At 71.5% G+C, this 22,283-nt stretch carries 17 protein-coding genes; 8 read left to right on the top strand and 9 right to left on the bottom strand.

What is annotated here, in order from left to right; all coding sequences use genetic code 11:
* Complete coding sequence (locus ABZX02_RS30765) at nt 1–1,491, top strand: MFS transporter (protein ID WP_355303278.1); 1,491 nt, start codon at nt 1–3, stop codon at nt 1,489–1,491.
* Here the strand turns inward: ABZX02_RS30765 and ABZX02_RS30760 are convergent.
* Both ABZX02_RS30760 and ABZX02_RS30755 read right to left on the bottom strand, forming a co-directional pair.
* Nucleotides 1,474–3,711 (bottom strand): GH92 family glycosyl hydrolase, encoded by a 2,238-nt coding sequence (locus ABZX02_RS30760; RefSeq protein WP_355303276.1) that lies wholly within the window; start codon nt 3,709–3,711, stop codon nt 1,474–1,476. The two genes, ABZX02_RS30765 and ABZX02_RS30760, sit on opposite strands and share 18 nt — an antisense overlap.
* A 22-nt stretch (nt 3,712–3,733) precedes the next feature.
* Nucleotides 3,734–4,342 carry a hypothetical protein gene (locus ABZX02_RS30755; protein WP_355303274.1) on the bottom strand — a complete coding sequence of 203 codons (609 nt, stop codon included), beginning with the start codon at nt 4,340–4,342 and terminating at the stop codon, nt 3,734–3,736.
* A 118-nt stretch (nt 4,343–4,460) separates the two neighbouring features.
* Between ABZX02_RS30755 and ABZX02_RS30750 the strand changes: the two genes are divergently transcribed.
* Entirely contained in the window at nt 4,461–5,921 is a 1,461-nt protein-coding gene (locus ABZX02_RS30750; protein WP_355303272.1) for a hypothetical protein, read from the top strand.
* Here the strand turns inward: ABZX02_RS30750 and ABZX02_RS30745 are convergent.
* Nucleotides 5,911–6,672, bottom strand: coding sequence for an endonuclease/exonuclease/phosphatase family protein (locus ABZX02_RS30745; RefSeq protein WP_355303270.1), 762 nt, complete (start codon nt 6,670–6,672; stop codon nt 5,911–5,913). The two genes, ABZX02_RS30750 and ABZX02_RS30745, sit on opposite strands and share 11 nt — an antisense overlap.
* Before the next feature lie 60 nt (nt 6,673–6,732).
* Nucleotides 6,733–8,718, bottom strand: coding sequence for an elongation factor G (gene fusA / locus ABZX02_RS30740; protein WP_355303268.1), 1,986 nt, complete (start codon nt 8,716–8,718; stop codon nt 6,733–6,735).
* Nucleotides 8,719–8,982: 264 nt separating this feature from the next.
* Between fusA and ABZX02_RS30735 the strand changes: the two genes are divergently transcribed.
* From ABZX02_RS30735 to ABZX02_RS30720, 4 genes are all read left to right on the top strand, one after another.
* Entirely contained in the window at nt 8,983–9,588 is a 606-nt protein-coding gene (locus tag ABZX02_RS30735; RefSeq protein ID WP_355303266.1) for an SGNH/GDSL hydrolase family protein, read from the top strand.
* 68 nt (nt 9,589–9,656) lie between these two features.
* The gene (gene xylA / locus ABZX02_RS30730; protein ID WP_355303542.1) at nt 9,657–10,808 is read left to right on the top strand and encodes a xylose isomerase; all 1,152 of its coding nucleotides are present in this window, start codon (nt 9,657–9,659) and stop codon (nt 10,806–10,808) included.
* Between the two features lies 1 nt (nt 10,809).
* Nucleotides 10,810–12,192: a xylulokinase gene (xylB, locus tag ABZX02_RS30725; protein ID WP_355303264.1), complete on the top strand. Its 1,383-nt coding sequence runs from the start codon at nt 10,810–10,812 to the stop codon at nt 12,190–12,192.
* On the top strand, nt 12,189–13,334 hold the full coding sequence (locus ABZX02_RS30720; protein ID WP_355303262.1) for an ROK family protein: 1,146 nt from the start codon (nt 12,189–12,191) through the stop codon (nt 13,332–13,334). Before xylB ends, ABZX02_RS30720 begins: the two co-directional genes overlap by 4 nt.
* Here ABZX02_RS30720 and ABZX02_RS30715 read toward each other — a convergent pair.
* Nucleotides 13,291–13,590, bottom strand: coding sequence for a DUF6223 family protein (locus tag ABZX02_RS30715; protein ID WP_355303260.1), 300 nt, complete (start codon nt 13,588–13,590; stop codon nt 13,291–13,293). The two genes, ABZX02_RS30720 and ABZX02_RS30715, sit on opposite strands and share 44 nt — an antisense overlap.
* 133 nt (nt 13,591–13,723) lie before the next feature.
* Between ABZX02_RS30715 and ABZX02_RS30710 the strand changes: the two genes are divergently transcribed.
* Entirely contained in the window at nt 13,724–14,806 is a 1,083-nt protein-coding gene (locus ABZX02_RS30710; RefSeq protein WP_355303258.1) for a histidine kinase, read from the top strand.
* Nucleotides 14,803–15,462 carry a response regulator transcription factor gene (locus ABZX02_RS30705; RefSeq protein WP_355303256.1) on the top strand — a complete coding sequence of 220 codons (660 nt, stop codon included), beginning with the start codon at nt 14,803–14,805 and terminating at the stop codon, nt 15,460–15,462. The genes ABZX02_RS30710 and ABZX02_RS30705 overlap by 4 nt, the downstream gene beginning before the upstream one ends.
* 1,632 nt (nt 15,463–17,094) lie before the next feature.
* Here ABZX02_RS30705 and ligA read toward each other — a convergent pair.
* From ligA to ABZX02_RS30685, 4 genes are all read right to left on the bottom strand, one after another.
* Nucleotides 17,095–19,089 (bottom strand): NAD-dependent DNA ligase LigA, encoded by a 1,995-nt coding sequence (gene ligA / locus ABZX02_RS30700; RefSeq protein WP_355303254.1) that lies wholly within the window; start codon nt 19,087–19,089, stop codon nt 17,095–17,097.
* Nucleotides 19,090–19,164: 75 nt separating this feature from the next.
* The gene (locus ABZX02_RS30695) at nt 19,165–20,463 is read right to left on the bottom strand and encodes a hypothetical protein (RefSeq protein WP_355303252.1); all 1,299 of its coding nucleotides are present in this window, start codon (nt 20,461–20,463) and stop codon (nt 19,165–19,167) included.
* A gap of 123 nt (nt 20,464–20,586) precedes the next feature.
* The gene (locus tag ABZX02_RS30690; RefSeq protein WP_355303250.1) at nt 20,587–21,390 is read right to left on the bottom strand and encodes an alpha/beta hydrolase; all 804 of its coding nucleotides are present in this window, start codon (nt 21,388–21,390) and stop codon (nt 20,587–20,589) included.
* On the bottom strand, nt 21,390–22,202 hold the full coding sequence (locus ABZX02_RS30685) for an LLM class flavin-dependent oxidoreductase (RefSeq protein ID WP_355303248.1): 813 nt from the start codon (nt 22,200–22,202) through the stop codon (nt 21,390–21,392). The genes ABZX02_RS30690 and ABZX02_RS30685 overlap by 1 nt, the downstream gene beginning before the upstream one ends.
* Between the last annotated feature and the right edge of the window lie 81 nt (nt 22,203–22,283).

Raw genomic sequence — 22,283 nt, 5'->3', positions numbered from 1 at the left:
ATGGCTGACGGTGTGCGCACCCTGATCCCCGCGAGGATCGACCGGTTGCCCTGGTCCCCGTTCCACACCCGGATGGTCGTCGCGCTGGGCGTGGCGTGGATCCTCGACGGCCTGGAGATCACGGTCGCGAGCGCGATCGCCGACACCCTCACCAAACCCGAGACGCTGGGGCTGTCGTCCACCGCGGTCGGCCTGCTCGCCACCGTGTACCTGATCGGCGAGGTCGTCGGCGCCCTGTGGTTCGGCCACCTGTCCGACCGGCTGGGCCGCCGCAAGCTGTTCATGATCACGCTCGGCGTCTACCTGATCGGCTCCGGGCTCACGGCGTTCACCCTCGGCAACGACACCGGCTGGGTCGTCTTCCTGTACTTCACCAGGTTCATCGCCGGAATGGGCATCGGCGGCGAGTACGCGGCGATCAACTCCGCGATCGACGAGCTGATCCCCGCGCGCTACCGCGGCCGTGTCGACATCGCGGTCAACGGCACCTACTGGGCGGGCGCCGTGCTCGGCACGCTCGGTTCGTACATCCTGCTCAACCAGGTGGAGCTCTCGCTGGGCTGGCGGCTCGGGTTCCTCATCGGACCGGTGCTGGGCCTCGTGATCCTGGTGGTGCGCCGGCACCTGCCGGAGAGCCCGCGCTGGCAGATCATGCACGGCCGCACCGACGAGGCCGAGAAGACGATCACGGGCATCGAGCGGGAGGTCGAGAAGGAGTCGGGCTCGGCGCTGCCCGCCGTCGACGAGAAGAAGGCCATCGAGGTCGCGCCGGCCGAGCAGATCGGCTACCTCGCGCTCGCCCGCGTGCTGTTCCGGGAGTACCCGTCGCGGGCCGTGCTGGGCGCGACGCTGATGATCACCCAGTCGTTCCTCTACAACGCGATCTTCTTCACCTACACCCTGGTGCTGGGCAAGTTCTACGGCGTGCCGTCGGAGGTCACGCCGCTGTACCTGATCGCGTTCGCGGTCGGCAACCTGGTGGGGCCGTTCACGATCGGGCACCTCTTCGACACGATCGGCCGCCGCCGCATGCTGTTCCTGACCTACGCGGTCTCCGGCGCGTTGCTGGCCGTCACGGCGGTGCTGTTCTACAGCGGCGTGCTCAACGCGGTCACGCAGACCATCGCGTGGTGCGTCATCTTCTTCTTCGCCTCGGCGGGCGCGAGCGCGGCCTACCTGACCGTCAGCGAGATCTTCCCGCTGGAGGTGCGGGCGAAGGCGATCGGCGTGTTCTTCGCGATCGCCCAGTGCTTCGGCGCGCTCGGCCCGGTGATCTACGGCGCGTTGATCGGCACCGGCGACCAGCCCGTGCGGCTGTTCGTCGGCTACCTGGTCGGTGCGGTGGTCATGATCGCGGGCGGGCTGGTCGCGCGGTTCCTCGCGGTGGACGCGGAGAACAAGTCGCTGGAGGACATCGCGCTGCCGCTGTCCGCGACCGCGCGACGCAGCCACACCCGTGCCGAGGGCGCCGGGTCACCCTTCAAGACGTGACACGAGCACTCCCCCGCGCTGGACGAACGCCTCGGGCAGCCACGGCTGGTCGAGGCGTCGCCCGTTCCAGCGCGTGTCCTTCACGTGGACGCCCGGTGTTCCCGTGGCGAGCACCGTGATGTTCTTCGCGGTGATGCGCGCCTTCGGGAACATCGGGCTGGAGACGTGCAGCTCCGCGCTGCTCGGCGTGCGCGGGTAGAGGCCGAGCGCGGCGAAGACGTACCAGGCGGACATCGTGCCGAGGTCGTCGTTGCCGGGCAGGCCCGACGGTCCGGTCTTGTAGACCAGGCGGGCCATCGCGCGCACGGTCTCTTGCGTCTTGCGCGGCTGGCCCAGCTCGTTGTAGATCCACGGCGTGTGGATGCCGGGCTCGTTGGTCGGGTCGTAGCGCAGCGCGTCACCGCCGGTGGCCCACGAGCCGTCGGCGCGCTTGAAGAACGCGTCGAGCCTGGCGGTCGCCGCCTCGGGACCGCCCATCACCTCCGCGAGACCTTGGACGTCGTGCGGCACCATCCACGTGTAGGTGGCGCTGCTGCCCTGCGCGAAACCCTGGTCCGAGGCCGGGTTGAACGGGGTCACCCAGGTGCCGTCGGCCTTGCGGGCCTGCTGGTACCCGGTGGCCGGGTTGAACGTGTTGCGCCACCACCCGGCGCGCTGCTCCATCTCCGCGCTCGGGCGGCCGAGGCGGCGGCCCAGGTCGGCGAGCGCCTGGTCGGCGACGGAGTCCTCCAGCGTCTCGGCGGCGCCGCCCCAGCAGTGGCACGTGTCGTGCGGCGCGTAGCCGAGCCGCATGTACTCGGCGAGGTTCGGGCGCTGGCCTTCGCACTGGCCGGGACAGCCCTTGTCGGACAGGCCGTCCGGGTGCGGGACGGTCGCCTGGCGCAGCAACGAGTCGTAGGCCGCGTTGACGTCGAAATCCTTGGCGCCCATGGCGTACATGCCCGCGATCGCCGGGGCGGACGGATCGCCGGTCATGACGTGCGTCGGGCCGGTGATGTGCACCCAGCGGTCCCAGATCCCGCCGTTCTTCCTGGAGATCTCCAGCAACGACTGGGCGTAGTCGCTCGCGACGTCCGGTGCCAGCAGCGCCAGCAGCTGGGTGTGGGCGCGGTACTGGTCCCAGCCGGAGAAGTTGCCGTAGCGGGTGGGCTGGCCGGCGTCGGTGATCACGTTGGGCTGCAGGAAGGAGTGGTACAGCGCGGTGTAGAAGACCGTGCGCTCGTCGGCCGTGCCGCCGTCGACCTCGACCGCGCGCAGCTGCTTCGCCCAGGCCTTGCGGGCCTCCTTGGCCACGCTGTCCACCGTGGCGCGCTTCGGGATCTCCGCCGCGAGGTTGCGCTTGGCCGCGTCGAGGCTCGTGTAGGAGATGCCGACGCGCATCCGCACCGAACTGTCCGCGAAGGACACATACCCGCCGGACCCCTTGCCGGCGCGGGCACTTCCGGTGAGATAGCCCTCGCCACCGCTCGCCGTCGTGGTGCCCGGCCTGAGCTCGCTGTTCACCCACGTGCCGTACGCCGCGATGGGGCGGTCGAACGACGCGGTGAAGTGCAGCCGGTAGTAGGTCTTCTGGTTGTTCGTGCCGCCGTTCGCGCGGCGGCCGCAGAACGCGCCGGTCAGCACCGATCCCGACACGGAGTTCGTCGCCGGGTCGATCGTGATGTCGGCGTCCTCGCTGCCGTTGAGCGAGTTGGAGGTGCGGAACAGCAGCGAACCGGTGGCGGGGAACGTGAACTCGCCGATGCCCGCGCGGGTCGTCACGGATAGGTCCGCCGTGGCGCCCGACTTCAGGCCCACCCGGTAGCGCCCGGCCTCGGCCTTCTCGTCGGCGTGCGCGAAGTCGCTCGCGAAGATCTGGTCCTTCGTGTCCGCGGTCGGCGAGGACGTGATCTCCCCGGCGTGCGGCATGATCGGCACGTCGCCCGCCGCACCGGGGTGGCAGCCCGCGCCGTTGACGTGCGTGAGGCTGAAGCCGCGCACGCGCGTCGCGTCGTAGGCGTACCCGTTGGCGGCGCCCGTGTTCGTCTGGTCGCCGCGCGTCGACGTCGGGCTCCAGGAGATCATCCCGAAGGGACGCACGGCGCCGGGGTAGGTGTTGCCGCCGCCCGCCGAGCCGATCAGCGGGTCGACGAACCGGGTGTCGTCCCTCACCGCCGCGCTCGCGGGGGTCGCCAGCGTGGCGGTGAGGACAGTGACCAGGAAGACCGGGAGCGCTCTCACGTCCCGGGACACTAACCGGTTCCTAGTAAACGCAGGGTGGCCGGTAGCCGTCGATCTCCAGGCTCCGGAACTCCAGGTCGTTCTTCGTGTTGCCGACGAACACCAGGCCACGGGCGTCGTCGAGCGCCTCGGAGAACGGGTAGGAGGGCTTGCCGAGAGCCGGCAGATATGTCCAGTTCTTTGTCTTGAAGCTGAAGAACCGCTGCACCAGTTTGCCGCCGGTGGACGGCACCTTGGTGACCCACTTGTCGCCACCGCTCCAGAACGACGCGGGGCGCAGCTGGATGTAGAGGTCGCTGGTGGCGCGGTAGGTCATCCAGAAGCCGCGCGAGTCGGTCAGGTCGGCCTCGGCCTCGAACTTGTTGCCCAGCCACACGACCATGACGGCCCAGTCGTCGGCGAGGAACTTGATCTTCGCCGAGTAGTCGTGCCGTCCCCGCGGCACGAGGATGCTGCCGGTCGCGGGCTCCGTGGCACCTTCACCACTGGCGATCCACTGCTGCAACCGGTCGATGGACGGGGTGGCGCACTCGCGGCCGTGCGAGGCGTTCGCGACGGACGTCGAGCTGACCAGGAACAGCAGCGCGCACGCGGACACCGCGACGCGACCGAACGTCGATTTCAGGCGCATCTGGCGGACCGTAGCGGAAATTGGTATAAACCATTTCTCTTCACCGTTGACACCGGTCTCACTTGGCAACCCGGCCAGCGGATTGTGAGGACTCCGCATCAGGGTCACAGTGTGCTGCGTGGATCCCGCCAGATGCATCGCATTCATAAGCGTCGTAACGGTTTTCGCCGTCCAGCTGGCCGCACCGGCCACTGCCGCGGCCGACTGCTCCCCCGCGGTCGACGAGCAGTCCTTCGCCACCGCCTCCGAGCTCCGCGCCCTCAACGCGACCGTCGCCGGGTTCGGCGTCCGCGCCACCGGCAGCCCGAACCACGACCGCCTGATCTCCTGGCTCGAACGCCGCGTCGACCGGCTGCCGAACGTGTCCGTGCGGTCCGAGCCGTTCGCGATCCAGCGCTGGCAACCGGGACCCGGCCTCCTGGTCTCGGGCGGCCTCGTGCCGGTCGCGGGCCCGATCCCCTACTCCGAGCCGGGACTGGCCACCGGCGAGCTGGTCCGCCTGCCCGCCGGTACGCCGATCACCGCCGCGAACGCGCGCGGCAAGGTCGTCCTGCGCGACTTCCCGGCCCTCGACCGCGGCTACCTCGCCGAACCCCTGCTGGACCGGGACATGGTCGACGCGGGCCTCGCCGGCGCCGCCGGGGTCGTCGTCGCGTTCCCGTTCCCGCACGAGCAGGTGAAGGGCTACTGGGACCCGCACCTCGGCACCCACTACCGCGTGCCGGGCGTGTTCGTCGGCGCGGACGCGGCGGCGGTGCTCGTCCCCGGCACCCGCACGACGATCGGCGTCCTGGCGGCACGGCTCCCGGCCGTCACCCGGTCGCTGGTCGCCACCCTGCCCGGCCGGAGCAGCGAGCGGATCGTCCTCGACACCAACACCGACGGCGTGGGCTGGGTGCAGGAGAACGGCACCGTCGCGCTGCTGGCGCTCGCCGAGCACTTCGCCCGCCTGCCGCTGCGCTGCCGGCCGCGCACGATCGAGTTCGTGTTCGCCACCGGCCACCTGCACCGGCCGGCCGAGGGCAGCGAGTTCCGGGCCCGCGCCCTCGACGCCGAGTACGACACGGGGTCGGTCGCGTTCGCGTTCGTCCTCGAACACCTGGGCACGCGCGAGTACCTGCCCCTCGACGGCGCGCTGCGGCCGACGGGCCTCGCCGAGCTGTCGGGCTGGTTCGCGGGCAGTCCGGCGCTGACTCAGGCCGCGTTCACGGCCCTGGCCGGACGCGCGGTCGACCGCACCTTCGTCCTGCCCGGCACCGATCCGCCGGTACCGGGCCGGGTGCCGCCGCAGTGCTCGTTCGGCGGCATCGGCACGCACTTCCACTCGCACCTGGTCCCGACGATGGCGATGATCTCCGGGCCGTGGACGCTCTGGGCGCCCTCGTTCGGCGCGGCAGCCGTGGACCACGAGCGGATGCGGCGCCAGGTGCTGGCCGCGGGCGACGCGATCACGGCGCTGGCCCCGGTGCCGCGGGAGCAGATCGCCGGACCGTACCTGGAGATGCGGCAGGCACGGGCAGCTGGAGCGCCGACCTGTGCGCACGACCTGCCGCCCGAATGGGCACCGCCTAAAGGCTGACCAGCGCCTGGACGGGCAGGTGGTCGGTCGGGAACTGCCCGTCCCGCTGGAAGGTGTTGATGGCGGCGGCCTCGACCGTGACCCCGCGCGTCAGGATCCAGTCGATGCGCGGGCCGTCCGGCACGAGCGGCCCGAACCCGTGGAACGTCCCGTACGCCGGCGTCTTCTGCGGCCCGGTGAGCCACGTGTCGGCCAGCCCGGCCGTCAGCGTCGTGTGCGCGGGCGAGCCGGGGACGTCGTTGAAGTCGCCCGTGACGACGACCGGGAGCGGCTGCGCCTGGAGCCGCTCGTGCACGACCTCGGCGCTGCGCAGCCGGGCGTTGGCCGACTCGTGGTCGAAGTGCGTGTTGACGGCCACGAACTCCTTGCCCGTCACGCGGTCGAGGAACCGCACCCACGTGACCATGCGGACCACGTTGTTGCCCCACGACCGGGATCCGACGACCTTCGGCGTGTCGGACAGCCACTCGTGGTCGAACTCGAGCGGCTGTAGCCGGAGCGTGTCGAAGAAGATCGCCATGAACTCGTCGTGGCTGCCGCCCAGCCGGCCCAGGCCGATCCAGTCGTAGTGGTCGGGCAGGTCGTGCGCGATGTCGCCGATCTGCCCGTAGAGGCCCTCCTGCGTGCCGATGAGGGCGGGCAGCTCCTGCAGCAGGAGCTGGGCCATCACCGGGCGTCTCACCGGCCACGAGTTCGGCTCGGCGGTCGAGGCGTACCTCAGGTTCAGGGACATGACGTTCAAGGTCGACACCGTGCCGAGCATGGCACAGGGCCGCCCTCGCCGAGGACGGCCCTGCTTCCACCTGCTGCTTCACGCCGGCGCGTAGCCGGTCGGCGTGCTCGTGAACGAGCCGCGGCCCTGCGTCCGGCTCCGCAACCTCGTCACGTACCCGAACATCTCGGCCATCGGCACGCTCGCCGTCACGACGGCCGTGTCGCCCCTGGCCGTGGAGCCGAGGATCCTGCCCCGGCGCGACGCCAGGTCACCGAGCACGCCGCCCAGGTACTCCTCCGGCACGGTCACCGCGACCTCGGCGATCGGTTCGAGCAACGTCATGGCGCCGGCCTTCAGCGCCTCGCGCAGCCCGAGCCGTCCCGCCGTGCGGAAGGCCATCTCCGAGGAGTCCTTGACGTGCGTGGACCCGTCGGTGAGCGTCACCCGCACGCCGGTCACCGGGTGGCCGAGGGGTCCCTCGGCCAGCGCGTCCCGGCAGCCCTGTTCGACCGCGCGGACGAACTCCTGCGGCACGCGCCCGCCGGTGACGGCCGAGCGGAACTCGAACCCGGTCTCCAGCGGCTCGGTGTCGAGCACCACGTGAGCGAACTGACCCTGACCTCCGTCCTGCTTGACGTGCCGGTAGACGAATCCCGTGACACCGCTGGCGACGGTCTCGCGGTAGGCGACCCTCGGCCGTCCCATGACGAGCTCGATCCGGTACGCCGTGCGCGCCTTCTCGACCGCCACCTCCAGCTGCAGCTCGCCCTGGCCGGACAGCACCGTCTGGCCGGTCTCGGAGTCCGTCCCGAACCGCAGGGACGGGTCCTCGTCGACCAGGTGCGCCAGCGCCTCGGTCAGCCGGGCGTTGTCCGCGCTGCTCCGCGTCTCCACGGCCACGGACACGACCGGATCGGCCGACACCGGCGGTTCCAGCAGCACCGGCGCGTCCGGTGCGCACAGGGTCGTGCCGATGCGGGCCGCCTTCAGGCCCACCACGGCGACGATGTCCCCCGCGACGGCCTGGTCGACCGGCGTGTGCCGGTCGGCCTGGACGCGCAGGATCCGCCCGATGCGCTCGGTGCGGCCGCCCACCTGGACCGTCTGTCCCTTGTGGAGGGTTCCGGAGTAGACGCGCACGTACGCGAGCCGTCCGGTGGCGGTGGCGTTCACCTTGAACACCAACGCCGAGAACGGCGCCTCCGGGTCCGGCTCCCGTTCCTGGCCGTCGACACCGCGCACCGGCGGGACGTCCACAGGGGACGGCAGGTACGCGATCACCGCGTCCAGCAACGGTTCGACACCGCGGTTGCGGTACGCCGAGCCGCACAGCACGACGGTCGCCTGACCGCGCTGCGTCAGTTCCCGCAACGCACCGGTCAGCGCCTGCTCGGACAGGCCTCCTCCGAAGAACTCCTCCAACGCCTCGGGATGCAGTTCCGCCACCGCCTCCTCGAGCAGTCGGCGGCGCCGCAGTGCTTCCGCCACCAGCGTTTCCGGCACAGGACCCTCGGTCATCCCGTCGTCCCAGAAGAGCGCGCGCAGGCGCACCAGGTCGACGACACCGCGGAACCCGTCCTCCACGGCGATCGGCAGCTGCACGACGAGCGGCACGGTGTGAAGCCGCGCGCGGATCGACTCGACGACGTGGTCGAGATCGGCTCCCGCGCGGTCGAGCTTGTTGACGAACGCGATCCGCGGCACACCGTGCCGGTCCGCCTGCCGCCACACCGACTCGCTCTGCGGCTCCACGCCGGCCACGCCGTCGAACACCGCGACGGCCCCGTCCAGCACGCGCAGGGACCGTTCGACCTCGTCGGCGAAGTCGACGTGCCCCGGCGTGTCGATGAGGTTGATCCGGTGCCCGTCCCACGTGCAGCTCACGGCCGCGGCGAAGATCGTGATGCCGCGGTCGCGCTCCTGCGGGTCGAAGTCCGTGACGGTGGTGCCGTCGTGGACCTCGCCGCGCTTGTACGTGCTGCCCGTGGCGAACAGGACGCGTTCGGTGAGCGTGGTCTTGCCCGCGTCGACGTGGGCGAGGATGCCGAGGTTGCGGACAGCGTTCAACGTGATCGTGCGCATGGCTGTTGTGCCTTTGCTTTCAAGGAATTACGGGGTCAGCGCGATGACCCGGCGAACACCTTCGAGGGGTTCGTCAGACACTCCGGCGCCCGGCGCGCAGCAGGCGACCGGGGTGCGGGGACACGAGGATCACGTCGAAACGGGACGGGAGGACGACAACGGCGGTACGCACGGCCGGTCCCCTCTCGTCTCGGTGATGATGATCGTGGAGTGTAGACACCCGAACGGTTCCCGACAACGGCTTTACCGCGGAACACCTCCACCATGCTCGACGTTGAGCAGGTCATGCGCTTGTGTTTGCTCGGCGACTCGATCGCCGCGGGAGTGGGCAGCACGCGCCGGGAGGACACGCTCGGCCCGTTGCTCGCCGAAGGCCTCCGGAAGGCGGGCCACCGGGTCGACCTCGGTGTGCACGCGGTGCCGGGCGCGCGCTCGGCCGACCTGCGCGCCCAGGTGCGGGCGGCGGGCAGTCCCGACGTCGCGGTGATCGTCATCGGGGCGAACGACCTGACCCGCTTCGTCCCGCCCGAGGTCGGCGCGCGACAGCTCCAGGACGCCGTGACCGATCTCCGGGCGGCGGGCGCCGAGGTCGTCGTCGCGACCGCGCCGGACCTGAGCATCGTCTCGCACGTGCCACCGGCGCTGCGGGACGTCGTGTCGGCCGCGAGCCGCCAGTACGCCCTGGCGCAGCAGCAGGCCGTCATCCGGGCGGGTGGCGTCGTGGCCCACGTCGAGCAGGCCGTCTCGGCCCGGTTCGCCGCCGACCCGTCGCTCTTCGCCGCCGACCGCTTCCACCCGTCCGCCGAGGGCTACCGGGCGATCGCGGAGGCCCTCGCCCCTGCCGTCGAGGCCGTCGCCGCCCGGCGCTGACCGATTGCGATCAACGCCCTGGCGTCGTACTGTCCAGACTAAGTTCAAGCATTGAACGAATGAGGTGGATGATGAGCACGCCCACTCCGGCGGACAAGTTCTCCTTCGGTCTGTGGACCGTGGGCTGGCAGGGCCGCGACCCCTTCGGCGAGGCCACCCGGTCCGAGCTCGACGTGGTCGAGGCGGTGCACCGGCTCGCCGAGCTCGGCGCGTACGGGCTGACGTTCCACGACGACGACCTGTTCGGGTTCGAGGCGACCCACCGCGACCAGCAGATCAGCCGGTTGCAGGGCGCGCTCGCCGAGACCGGACTCGTCATCCCGATGGTGACGACGAACCTGTTCGCCCACCCCGTCTTCAAGGACGGCGGCTTCACGAGCAACGACCGCGGCGTGCGGCGGTTCGCGCTGCAGAAGGTGCTGCGCAACATCGAGCTGGCGGCCGAGCTCGGCGCCAAGACGTTCGTGCTCTGGGGCGGGCGCGAGGGCTCGGAGTACGACGTGGCCAAGGACGTGCGAGCGGCGCTCGACCGGTACCGCGAGGGCATGAACCTGCTGACCCAGTTCGTCACCGACCGCGGCTACGACATCCGGTTCGCGCTCGAGCCCAAGCCGAACGAGCCCCGCGGCGACATCCTGCTGCCCACGATCGGGCACGCGCTCGCGTTCATCGGCTCGCTCGACAAGCCCGAGCTGGTCGGCCTGAACCCCGAGGTCGGGCACGAGCAGATGGCCGGGCTGAACTTCGTGCACGGCATCGCGCAGGCGCTGTGGCACGGCAAGCTGTTCCACATCGACCTCAACGGCCAGCGCAGCATCAAGTACGACCAGGACCTGGTGTTCGGGCACGGCGACCTGATGAACGCGTTCGCGCTGGTCGACCTGCTGGAGACCGCCGGGTACGAGGGACCGCGGCACTTCGACTACAAGCCGTCGCGGACCGAGGACTACACCGGCGTCTGGGACTCGGCCAAGGCGAACATGGCCACCTACCTGCTGCTCCGCGACCGCGCCAAGGCCTTCCGCGCGGACCCCGAGGTGCAGGAGGCGCTGGAGACCGCGGGCGTGCACGAGCTCGGGCAGCCCACGCTGAACGCCGGCGAGTCCTACGATGACCTGATCAAGGACACCGGGTTCGACCCGGACCAGGCGGGTGAGCGGGGTTACGGCTTCGTGCGGCTCAACCAGCTCGCCCTCGAGCACCTCACGGGAGCACGCTGACATGACGCTCGTCGCCGGCATCGACTCGTCCACGCAGTCGTGCAAGGTCGTGGTTCGCGACGCCGAGACCGGTGAGCTCGTCCGGGAGGGTCGCGCGACCCACCCGGACGGCACCGAGGTGCACCCCTCGCACTGGTGGTCGGCCCTGCAGTCCGCGCTGGCCGACGCCGGCGGCCTGTCCGACGTGGCGGCGCTCAGCGTCGCCGGTCAGCAGCACGGCATGGTCTGCCTCGACGAGGCGGGCGAGGTCGTGCGCGAGGCGCTGCTGTGGAACGACACCCGTTCCGCGGCGGCCGCGGCCTCGCTGACCGACGAGCTGGGCGCGGCCGCGTGGGCGTCGCGCATCGGCCTGGTGCCGGTCGCGTCGTTCACGATCACCAAGCTGCGCTGGCTCGCCGAGAACGAACCGGGCAACGCCAAGCGCACCGCCGCCGTCTGCCTGCCGCACGACTGGCTGACGTGGCGGCTGCGCGGCACCGGCGAGCTCGCCGACCTGGTCACCGACCGTTCGGACGCGTCGGGCACCGGCTACTTCGACTCGGCGACGAACGAGTACACGCCGGACCTGGTGTCGCTGGCGCTCGGCCGCTCCGACGTGGTGCTGCCGCGCGTGCTGGGGCCGGCGGAGTTCGTGGACGGCCCGGTGCGGCTCGGGGCGGGCGCGGGCGACAACGCCGCGGCCATGCTCGGTGTCGGCGGCGGCGCGGACGTCGTGGTGTCGCTCGGCACCTCGGGCGTCGTGACGGCGACCGCCGACGTCCGCGCGGAGGACCCGTCCGGCATCGTCGCGGGCTTCGCCGACGCCACCGGCCGCTACCTGCCGCTGGCGTGCACGCTGAACGCCGCCCGCGTGCTGGACGCGACCGCCCGCATGCTGGGCGTCGACCTCACCACCCTGAGCGAGCTGGCCCTGTCCGCCAAGCCGGGCGCCGAGGGGCTCGTGGTGGTGCCGTACTTCGAGGGCGAGCGGACGCCGAACCTGCCCGACGCGACGGGAGCGTTGCACGGGCTGACGCTCACCAACGCCACGCCCGCGAACATCGCGCGTGCGGCCGTGGAGGGCATGTTGTGCGGTCTCGCCGTGGGGCTGGACGCGCTCGCCGAACAGGGTGCGGACGTCAGCGGCGTGCGGCTCGTCGGTGGAGCGGCGGTCTCTCCGGCCGTGCGCGAGATCGCGCCGACGGTGTTCGGTGTGCCCGTGACGGTGCCCGCGCCGGGCGAGTACGTCGCGGACGGCGCGGCGCGGCAGGCCGCCTGGACGCTCACGGGCGGCGCCACCCCGCCCTCGTGGACGCTCGCGGACAGCACCCGGTACGAGGCGGACGCGGTGCCGGAGATCCGGGCTCGCTACGCGGATGCGGCGCAGCGGTACCTGACTCGATGACCTCCGTCGACCACCTGCGCCAGGTCCGCCTCGGCAACCTCCGCACGGTGCTGCTCGCGCTGGTGGACCGCCCCGGTTCGCGGGCCGACCTCGCGGCGCGCACCGGCCTCACCAAGGCGACGCTGACGAACCTGACCGAACCGCTGCTGGCGGGCGGGATCCTCGTCGAGGAACCCGCCACGCTGGCCGGGATGGGCAGGCCGTCGAAGCCCCTGCGGTTCCACCCCGGCGGGCCGATCGCGGTGGGCGCCGAGATCAACGTCAGCCACCTCGCGGTCGAGACGCTCGGGCTCGACGGCGAGACGCTCGAGCGCCGTCTCGTGCCCGCGGACATGCGCCGCGCGACGGCGGACGAGGTGCTCGACCAGGTGGCCGCGCTGATCCGCGAGGTCACCGCGACCACGGACCGCAAGGTGCTCGGCGCGGGCCTCGCGGTCCCCGGCGTGGTGCACGACGGCGTCGTCATCCGCACGCCCAACCTGCCCGAGCTCGTCGGCGTCCGCCTTGCCGACGGTCTGGGCCGCAAGACGGGCCTCGACGTCCAGGTGGACAACGAGGCGAACCTCGCCGCCCTCGCCCACCTGTGGCCGCGGCACCTGGCGGGCGAGGACTTCGTGCACGTCACGGCCGACGTCGGCATCGGCGCGGGCGTCGTGCTGAACGGCGAGGTCTACCGGGGCGTCAGCGGGTTCGCGGGTGAGCTCGGGCACGTCGTGATCGAGCGCGACGGCATCCGCTGCACCTGCGGCAGCCGCGGGTGCGTCGAGCGGTACGCGGGGCTCGACGTCATCCTGCGCGAGGCGGGCCGGCGGCGGCTCGACTCGTTGCGCAGGGCGCTCGCAGCCGGTGACGCGAAGGCCCTGGACGCCGTGCGGAAGGCCGGGGAGGCGCTCGGGGTCGGCATCGCGACGCTGACGAACCTCTTCGACGTCCCCACCGTCGTGCTCGGCGGCAGCTACGCCGTGCTGTACGACCACCTGCACGAGGCCGTGCGGTCCGAAATGGACGGACGGGTGCTCGCGGGCGGCGAACGGCACACGCGGCTGCTCGCCTCCCCGCTCGGCGAGTTCGCCGTCGTGCGCGGCGCGGCCGGCCTCGTCACGAGGCGCGCGGTGCAGCAGCCCGAGCGCCTCTTCGCATGACCAGGCCGCCGAGCGCGACCGCGGCCACCCCCACCACGGCCGAGACGTACCCGCCGACGATGCCGTAGCCGGTCCCGGGACCGCCCTTCGCCATCAGCACGACGGCCACCCCGATCACCGCGCCGGCCGCGCCCAGCACCACCGCCCAGAGCCCGCGGCGGCGGATCAGCACCAGCAGTCCTGCCACACCCGCGACGACACCGATCAGTGACCACACGCGACCGGCCGTCATGTCATAAGCAGCTGAGAGCAACATGGGCACCAGCCAACCCGGCGGCGTGCCTCCGGTCGTCGTGCGCGCGCAGACACCGCACTACTGCGGCCGCGGTAGTGCGGAAATGCTCCCGGCGCACGATCTACCAGCACCAACAGCGGTTTAGGCTGCACGGATGAGCAAGCGCTGGCTGGACTGGGCGATCGCTGCGGGGGTGGCGGCGAGCCTCGTCGCGGCCGGACACCCCGCCACGGCACCGGGGTACGCGTTGCTGGCCGCGAGCGGACTGGTGCTCGCCGCCCGCCGGACCGCGCCCAGGACCGTGCTCGCGGCGACCGGCGTTCTCGCCCTGGGCTACCAGGCCACCGGCGCGGACGTGCCGGTGATCGCGTTCCTGTTCGCCGTCTACGCGACCATGCGCGCCGGTCACCGGTGGTTCACGCTCGCCGGCTCGGTCCTGATGCTCGCCACGCTCCCCCTCGCCGCCCTCCTCTCCCCGCGCGACCTCACGACGTACGAGGCGTTCGCGCAGACCCGTGACGTCCTGCAGATCGCGTGGCTCATCGCCGCCGCGGCCGCGGGCGAGGCCCTGCGGCAGGCGGAGCGGCGGGCCGACGAAGCCGAGCGCACCAGGGAGGAGACCGCGTTGCGGCGCGCGAACGAGGAGCGCCTGCACATCGCCCGCGAGCTGCACGACTCGCTCACGCACCAGATCTCGGTGATCAAGCTGCAGGCCGAGGTCGCCGTGCACCTGGCCCGCAAACGCGGCGAGGACGTGCCCGAACCCCTCCTGGCGATCCGCGACGCGGGCAGGGAGGCCGCCAGGGAACTCCGCGCCACCCTCGAAGCGCTGCGCGACGACGACAAGAACCCGCCGCACGGCATCAAGGACATCCCCGGCCTGGTCGACCGCGCCAGAGCCACCGGCCTGGACGCGGAGCTCACCGTCGAGGGCCGCCCGGACCACGTCCCGGCAGCGGTGGAGCGCACGGCGTACCGGATCGTGCAGGAGTCGCTCACGAACGTCGCCCGCCACGCCGCCGCCGCGTCCGCGCGGGTCCGCATCGGCTACCGCGAGAACGCGCTGGTCATCGAGGTGGACGACGACGGCGCGACCCAGCAGGCGAACCCGGAGCCGGGCGTGGGCCTGCTGGGCATGCGCGAACGCGTCACCGCGCTGGGCGGCACCCTGAGGGCCGCGCCCCGCTCCGAGGGCGGCTTCCGCGTGCAGGCCGAACTCCCGGTGGCACAACCGTGATCCGCGTCCTGCTGGTGGACGACCAGCCGTTGATCCGCAGCGGGTTCCGCGCGTTGCTGGAGGCCGAGGACGACATCGAGGTCGTAGCCGAAGCCGCGACAGGCACGCAGGGCCTCGCCCAGGCCCGCCTGCACCACCCGGACATCGCCCTGGTCGACGTCCAGATGCCCGAGATGGACGGCATCGAGGCCACCAGGCAGATCGCCGCCGACCCGTCCCTCACCGGCACACACGTCGTGATCCTCACCAACTACGGCCTCGACGAGCACGTCTTCCACGCCCTGAAGGCCGGCGCGGCGGGCTTCCTCGTGAAGGACGTGCTGCCGGAGGACTTCCTGCACGCCGTGCGGGTCGCGGCACGCGGCGACGCCCTGCTGGCCCCGTCGATCACGCGCAGGCTGATCGACCGGTATGTGAGCCAGCCGCCGCAGCCGCCGCACACCCTCACGGACCTGACGTCGAGGGAGCGCGAGGCCGTCACACTGGTCGCGCGCGGCCTGTCGAACGACGAGATCGCCGCTCGCATGGTGATCAGCCCGCTCACCGCCAAGACGCACGTCAACCGCGCGATGACCAAGCTGCACGCCCGCGACCGAGCGCAGCTCGTGGTGATCGCTTACGAGTCCGGCCTGGTGGTGCCGGCGCGCCGGGGTTAGAGCCGCACGCCCTCGGAGGCGGCGAGCAGGTCGGCGGGCGGAGGAACGCGCCGACGTCCGCCTTGTCGGTCGCCCGCAACGCCTTTGTGGCCCGATGTCTGATACCGAGCCGCCTGGCCCGGCCACCGTGTGGGCCGTGCTCTCGCCCCCACGACGAACGCACATCACCCCACCACGAGGTTCCCACTCCGCTGTGTCGGCGGCGTCACACCCATCGGCGCGACTCTTCTCCTGCGGGGCCAGGGTTTCGCACGTTTCCGGCGGGCGGTGAGCGACCACACAGATCGTTCCTGAAACACCGCGGCGCTCCGCACCGTTGTACAGGTTGGTCGGTGCGATCCGTGTCCCCCGGGCCTCACCTCAACGCCTTCGCGGAACACCACAGGAACCGCGTCGAGCTCTTCGCCGAGAGGCGACCGATCGCTCCGGCCCTTCAAGCTCGTCCTCCAGCCGTCAGCCTCCCCGACAGGCGGCTGGAGGACGTCCGGTCGGCGCGGGCCTCTCCTGCCGCGCCGACCACCTGCTTCCCTTGTGGTTGCCTGGTTTTCCGGTTTTTCGCGGTGACGTGACGCACAGGTTTCCCTGGAACACAACGGATCCCCGGTCCGTTGTACGGGGTGGTCGGTGCGGAACGAGTCCCCGGGCCCCAACAGAACCGCCTTCGCGGAATACCGTTCGGCTGGAACCGCGTTGTGCCCACCGCCGAGAGGCGACCGCCGCACCGACCACGAACACCCTGCACCGCAACAACACCTGGTGAGCCACCACACAGATCACCAGGAAACACAACGGAACCCCGCACCGTTGTAAGAGATGGTCGGCACGGAACGAGTCCCCGGGCCCCAACACACTGCCTTCGCGGAACACCGTTCGGCTGGAGCCGCGTCGAGCCACCCGCCGAGAGGCGACCGCCGTGCCGACCACCCAGACCACGCCTCGTGCCCACACACCCCCCAGGTGGGTGCGAGGCCTTCCGAGCCCCCAGGCTGCCGGCCTCCCCCAGGCAGCGTGGGGGCTTCTCGCATGCCGGGGTTTCCGCGTATGAGGACCGCCGGGGCGCTCGACTCTGGGGCCCGCGGTGCCGCCCTTCGGGTAGAAGGTGCGCCGAAGGACGCTGGTGGCGCGACTCTCGGACCCGTGGTGCCGGCCTTCAGGCGCCGAGGGACGCTGGTGCGCGACTCTGGGACTCGTGGTGCCGACCTTCAGGCGGAAAGGTGCGCGCGGGGGACGCTGCGGCACAACGGTTTCCTGCTTCTGCGGTCAGCGTCGCCGGAGAGGCCGGCAGGTCCGCAGGAAGCCGCACGTCGCGTGCGGTGTGCCAGCAACACCATCCCGCGTCTCGTGCGGCGTACCGACCACGCGGGCCTGCAGCGCAGTCGGGTTCCTGTGCGCCGCGCCACCCGAACACAGCCCTCCGCCGATGCGGCCCAGGCGATGCGTCACACGGCGCACCCCAATTGGTGCGCCGTGTGATCCGCAGCGCGGGCTCCCGCTGCCCGGCCACTCCCGCTTTCTGGGCTGTCAGGCCACTCCCCGTGCCGGCCAGGCCGCTCCTGAGGCTTCGCACCACAGCCAGCCCCGTCTCCCAGCTGCGAGGCCGCAGCAGACCAACCGCTCGCGTTGCCTCCGCTGTCAGGCCACGCCCGCCGCGATCAGCTTCGTCCAGATCTCGCCCTGGTCCACCACCTCGACGCCGAGCTTCTCCGCCTTCGTCAGCTTGCTCGCGCCCACTCCCTCGCCTGTGATCAGCAGGTCGGTGGTGGCCGAGACCGACGAGGCTGCGGTGGCGCCTGCCCGTTCGCACATCTTCTGGAACGTCGGGCGGGTCACCTTCTCGCCGGAGCGGGGGTCGCTGATCGAGCCTGTGATCACGACCGACTTGCCTTCCAGGGGTGCGCCGGCGACGACCACCGGGGGCAGGTCCTCGTCGCGGACTTCGAGGGAGACGCCTCGGTCTCGCAGGCGTTCGATCTCCGGGCGCAGGCGGGCCAGGTGGTGCGTCAGGGACTCGGCCACCTTCTGGCCGATGTCCTCGACCGCCACCAGCTTCTCGACGCCCGCGTCGGCCACCTCCTCCAGGGAGCCGAAGCCCGCTCGGCAGAGGCGGGCGGCGGTGCCTTCGGAGGCCATCGGGATCGCGAGGCCGATCAGGGCTCGGCGCAGGCCCACGGAGCGGCTGCGGTCGATCGACTCGATCATGCGGGTCGCGGAGACCTCGCCGACGCGGTCGAACTCCAGCAGGCGTTCCTTGGTGAGGGTGTAGAAGTCGGACGGGTTCACCAGGTCGCCGGTCTCGGCGAGGCGTTCGATCCACACCTGGCCGATGGCGTCGATGTCGGCGGCGGCGCGGGACGACCAGTGGATCAGGCGGCGCACGGTCTGGGCCGGGCAGGCCGCGTTGGTGCAGAAGAGTTCGCGGCTGTTGCCCTGCTCGGTGAGCGGCTGCGCGCAGGACGGGCACTCCGACGGCGGCACGATCTCCTGTTCGGCGCCGGTGCGCTTCGACTCGTCGAGCACGCCCGCGACGAACGGGATCACGTCGCCGGCGCGGCGGACCAGGACCGTGTCGCCGATCTTGATGCCCCGCGAGCGGATGACCTCCTGGTTGGCCAGCGTGGCGCGGGTGACCGTGGTGCCGCCCACGAACACCGGCTCCAGCCAGGCGACGGGTGCGATCTTGCCCGTCTTGCCCACGTCCCACACGACGTCCTTCAGGACCGTCGTCTTCTCCTCGGCCGCGAACTTGTACGCGATGGCGCCGCGCGGGGACGACGAGCGGGTGCCCGCGGCGGCGAACGCGTCGCGGTTCGCCAGGCGCAGCACGGCGCCGTCGAGGTCGTAGTCGAGCGTGTTGCGGGCCTGTTCGATGCCGCCGATCAGCTCCTGGGCCTCGGCGGCCGAGGTGCAGTGCTTCATCTCCGCGACGCTGAAGCCGAGCTTGCGCAGGCCCGCGTCGAGGTCGGAGTCGGCGCTCTCCGGCTCGGTCGTCAGGTCGAACGCGAAGAACTGCATCCGGCGGCCCTCGACGGCCTTGGGGTCCTTGGCGCGCAACGTGCCCGCGGCCGCGTTGCGCGGGTTGATCAACGGCTTGTCCGGGTGCGCCGCGTTGTACGTGTCGAACGTCGAGCGCAGCATCACGCACTCGCCGCGCACCTCGACGCGGCCCGGCGCCTCCACCTTGTCCGGCACGCCGTCGCACAACGCGCGCGTCAGGAACGTGACGTCGTCGCCCGTCGTGCCGTCGCCTCGGGTGACGGCGCGCGCGAGGCGGCCGTTCTCGTACACCAGCGCGAGCGACAGGCCGTCGAGCTTCGGCATGACGACCACGGGCTGGCCGGGGAAGCGCGCGAAGAAGGACTCGACCTGCTCCGGCTTGTTCGCCTTCTCCAGCGACAGCATCGGCCGCGAGTGCCGCACGGGCGCGTGCAGCACCGAGGGCGCGCCCACGTGGTCCAGCGGGTTGTCCGCCGGCGCCAGGTCCGGGTGCTCCGCGACCAGCGCGCGGAACTCGTCCTCGATCGCGTCGTACTCCGCGTCGGCCACCAGCGGCTCACCCTGGTAGTACGCGTCACGCAGCTCGACGATCCGGGCGGCGAGCTCCTGAATCCGATCCCCAGCAGCACTCATGGCCGGGACGTTACCGGGGACCACCGACAAAAATGGACGGTCGGGCCTGGAGCCGCGCTGGAGTCCCGCTCGAACTCACCCGAACAACCCGATCTCGTGAGCGACCGTCCCGCACCGGTACACCAGATCGGGTCGCAGCCGGCGCAGCACCGCGAAGTCGACCGACCCCAGCACCGCCCGCAGGTCCCGCCGGTGCTCGTGCCCCTGCTCGTGCAGCCGCAGCCACGCGTCGAGCATCGCGATCTCGGCCGGGCCACCGGCGCGCGGCAGCACCTCGGTCACGCCGAGCAGCTCCGCGTCGGCCCCTCCCCTGCCGATCCGGTCGTAGACCTGCACGGCGAACGCACTGCTCTCCCCCAGCGGCGTCTTGGCGAGCTTCGCCAGGGTCTCCGGACCGACCGTCACGTCCCGGCGCAGGCAGTCCAGCACCAGGTCCGGGTATTTGTCGGCCCACCACAGGTAGTGCGCCGCGCGTTCCCACGGCGCAACCGGTGACGCTGCCAACTGCAACACGGCCCGTGCGTACTCCACGTCGCAACGGCCCGGTGGCAGCGCCTCGACCAGAGAGCTGATCTCGGAACTCACGGGGTCACCGGTGAAACGAGCCTCCAGCACCGCCTCAGGCACTTTCCTGTCCACAGTGGTCACGCTCAGCACGGGCGCGCACGGCACGTCCCACCGCACGGAGAGCGTGCGGATCAGCGAACGCCACTCCTCAGAGGACAGTTGCGACTTCCAGAACGTCGCCAGCCGCGGCCAGTCCCGCACGCCGATGTCCCGCGCGGCACAGGACGGCGCGAGCACCACGTGCAGCAGCACCAAGTTGAGGCGGTGGACCGCCTCGAAGGCCCCCGCTCGCGCGAACATCTCCCGGACCAGGTCGACCAGCCCGTCCGCGTGCTCCACCCCGTCCGCCAGGACCCGGAGGGACAACGGCGCCAGCGACAGCAACGCGCGTAGACGACCTTCGGGCGCACGCTCGCGAAGAGCGCACCACACCAGTTCGGCGTGCAGTTCGGCGTCCTGGTCCGGCGAGGTCAGCAGCCGCACGACGTCCGCGTCCAGCGGCACCCACGTGCGGCTGGTGATCACCACCGGACGGCCCACCGCCCGCACGTACTCCGGCAGCGCGCTCCGCACCTCCGGCGACGCCTCGTCGTACCCGTCGAGGAGCAGCACCGAGTCGCCGTCCCCCGGCAGGTCCGCGGCCGTCACGACCGAGAACAGGTCGACCCGCGTCGCGACCGGCACCGACGCGCCCGGACCGAGCACGACCAGGGGCCGCGCCGAGGCCGGGCGCCCGGCCAGGTACTCGCGCAGCCCCGACCGGACGCCCGGTTCCGCCGGCACGACGACTTGGAAGTCGACACTCATCCCACCCACCCGACCAAGTCGATCAGTGATCCACCCCGGCCATGGGGTCGCGCGCGACGACAGGTCGTTTGGAGCCGTTGAACGGCGCCGGGCGATCAGCCGAACGGACCAGTCCCGACGAAGTCATGAACTCGTGTGCGCTATCAACGCGTCCACGAAAAGAGGCCACACGGGCCGTGGCAGGTCATGCCCCACGGATTCCAACACGAGCAGAGAGGCACCAGGCACGGCATCGCGCAACGCCTCCCCGTGCTCCAACGGGTAGACGGGGTCAATCGCGCCGTGCACGACCAACGTCGGAGCGACGACGTCACCGAACCCACCACCACGCGGCCCGTCGAACTCGATGCAGAAGTGGTTGGTCATGGCCGACGCGACGTTCACGGTCCGTGCGACGTCTTCCACAGCCAACGCCCGCACGGCGTCCTCGTCGAAGTAGGGCGATGCACCCGCGTACGCGCGCAGCGCCGACACGATGCTCTCCACCTCTGATGACGATTCCTGGGCGGAAGCCGCCAGGAACTCCTCGGTCATCGGCGGCAACGAGGGATCCCCCGTCGTCGTGGCCACGAACGTCAGCGACGCCACCCGATCCGCGTGGTCCACCCCCAGCCCCAGCGCGATCGCCCCGCTCATCGACCGTCCGACGACGTGCGCGCGTTGCACGCCCAACGCGTCGAGGATCCCCACGGCGTCCAACACCAGGTCGGACAGCGCATAGCCGGGCTCGCCGGGCGGATAGCTGACCGAGACCCCGGTGTCGCGGTTGTCGTAACGGATCACGAACCGCCCACGGGCAGCGAGAGCCGTGCACAGCTCCGCCTCCCACCACAACATGGACGCGCACGCGCCGTGGATCAGCAACACCGCCGGATCGTCCGGCGACCCGAACGTCTCGACACCCAACTCCACTCCGTTGACGTCCATCACCGCACCGCCGGTCCATCGCGCAGCACGCCGCGCACGTGATCCACCGAGAGAGAGGCCGGGTCGAACGCCGTGAGGCACCACGTGGCTCCCGCCTCCGCGAACGGCGTGACATCGGCACCGGGCTCGACCTCGCAGACGTAGTCGAACGGCCCGTCCCCCGTCCGCAGCTCCTCCATCCGCCCCACGACCTCGGCGAACTCGCCGGCGGACGCCAGGTTCACCGGGAAGAACCCGTCCAGCCCGGCGGCCCGGCGCATCGGCCGCGCCTTGCCGGGGAAGCCGGCCGCCCACACGGGCACGCCGGGGCGTTGCACGGGCCGGGGCAGGAACGTCACACCGTCCACTGTGTAGTGGGTGCCGCGGTGGTGCACCACCTCACCCGACCAGGCCGCCCGCAGGACCTGCAACGACTCGTCGAGCATCGCGCCGCGCACCCGGTCGTCGCACTCCTCGCCGGTCCGCGAGAACTCGCCCGCGAACCGGTCGCTGCCGAGGCCCACGCCGAGCACGAGCCGCCCGCCGCCGAGCAGGTCGAGCGACGCGGTCTCGCGGGCGAGCTTGACCGGCCGGCGCCGGGTGATCGCGGAGACCATCGGCCCGAACCGCAGCGCCGAGGTGGCGGCCGCGACGGCGGCGAGCGTGATCCACGGGTCGGCCACGTGCGTCACCGGCTCGCGCCAGCGGACGTGGTCCCAGACGAAGAGCCCGGCCCAGCCCTCCTCCTCGGCCTCGGCGGCGAGCCGGGCGACCAGCGACGGGTCGGCGAGCGCGTCGAACAGCGGCAGCCACAGTGCGCATCTCGGTTTCATGTGACCAACGCTAGGAACCGGAGAGCATTAACAAAAGCGATAGATTCTGCTCATAACGACAAGCCGTGCTTATCATCAAGC

Origin of the sequence: Lentzea sp. NPDC003310 (assembly GCF_040610935.1) — a bacterium.
GTDB lineage: Bacteria > Actinomycetota > Actinomycetes > Mycobacteriales > Pseudonocardiaceae > Lentzea.
Note: the sequence above shows the minus strand (reverse complement) of the source record. Positions and strands in the feature narration are given on the sequence as shown.

Coding starts and splice junctions, on each gene's coding strand:
- ABZX02_RS30690 (WP_355303250.1), bottom strand. CDS start 21,390: ATGGACGTCAACGGAGTGGAGTTGGGTGTCGAGACGTTCGGGTCGCCG.
- ABZX02_RS30735 (WP_355303266.1), top strand. CDS start 8,983: ATGCTCGACGTTGAGCAGGTCATGCGCTTGTGTTTGCTCGGCGACTCG.
- ABZX02_RS30685 (WP_355303248.1), bottom strand. CDS start 22,202: ATGAAACCGAGATGCGCACTGTGGCTGCCGCTGTTCGACGCGCTCGCC.
- xylB (WP_355303264.1), top strand. CDS start 10,810: ATGACGCTCGTCGCCGGCATCGACTCGTCCACGCAGTCGTGCAAGGTC.
- ABZX02_RS30755 (WP_355303274.1), bottom strand. CDS start 4,342: ATGCGCCTGAAATCGACGTTCGGTCGCGTCGCGGTGTCCGCGTGCGCG.
- ligA (WP_355303254.1), bottom strand. CDS start 19,089: ATGAGTGCTGCTGGGGATCGGATTCAGGAGCTCGCCGCCCGGATCGTC.
- ABZX02_RS30720 (WP_355303262.1), top strand. CDS start 12,189: ATGACCTCCGTCGACCACCTGCGCCAGGTCCGCCTCGGCAACCTCCGC.
- xylA (WP_355303542.1), top strand. CDS start 9,657: ATGATGAGCACGCCCACTCCGGCGGACAAGTTCTCCTTCGGTCTGTGG.
- ABZX02_RS30695 (WP_355303252.1), bottom strand. CDS start 20,463: ATGAGTGTCGACTTCCAAGTCGTCGTGCCGGCGGAACCGGGCGTCCGG.
- ABZX02_RS30765 (WP_355303278.1), top strand. CDS start 1: ATGGCTGACGGTGTGCGCACCCTGATCCCCGCGAGGATCGACCGGTTG.
- ABZX02_RS30715 (WP_355303260.1), bottom strand. CDS start 13,590: ATGTTGCTCTCAGCTGCTTATGACATGACGGCCGGTCGCGTGTGGTCA.
- fusA (WP_355303268.1), bottom strand. CDS start 8,718: ATGCGCACGATCACGTTGAACGCTGTCCGCAACCTCGGCATCCTCGCC.
- ABZX02_RS30710 (WP_355303258.1), top strand. CDS start 13,724: ATGAGCAAGCGCTGGCTGGACTGGGCGATCGCTGCGGGGGTGGCGGCG.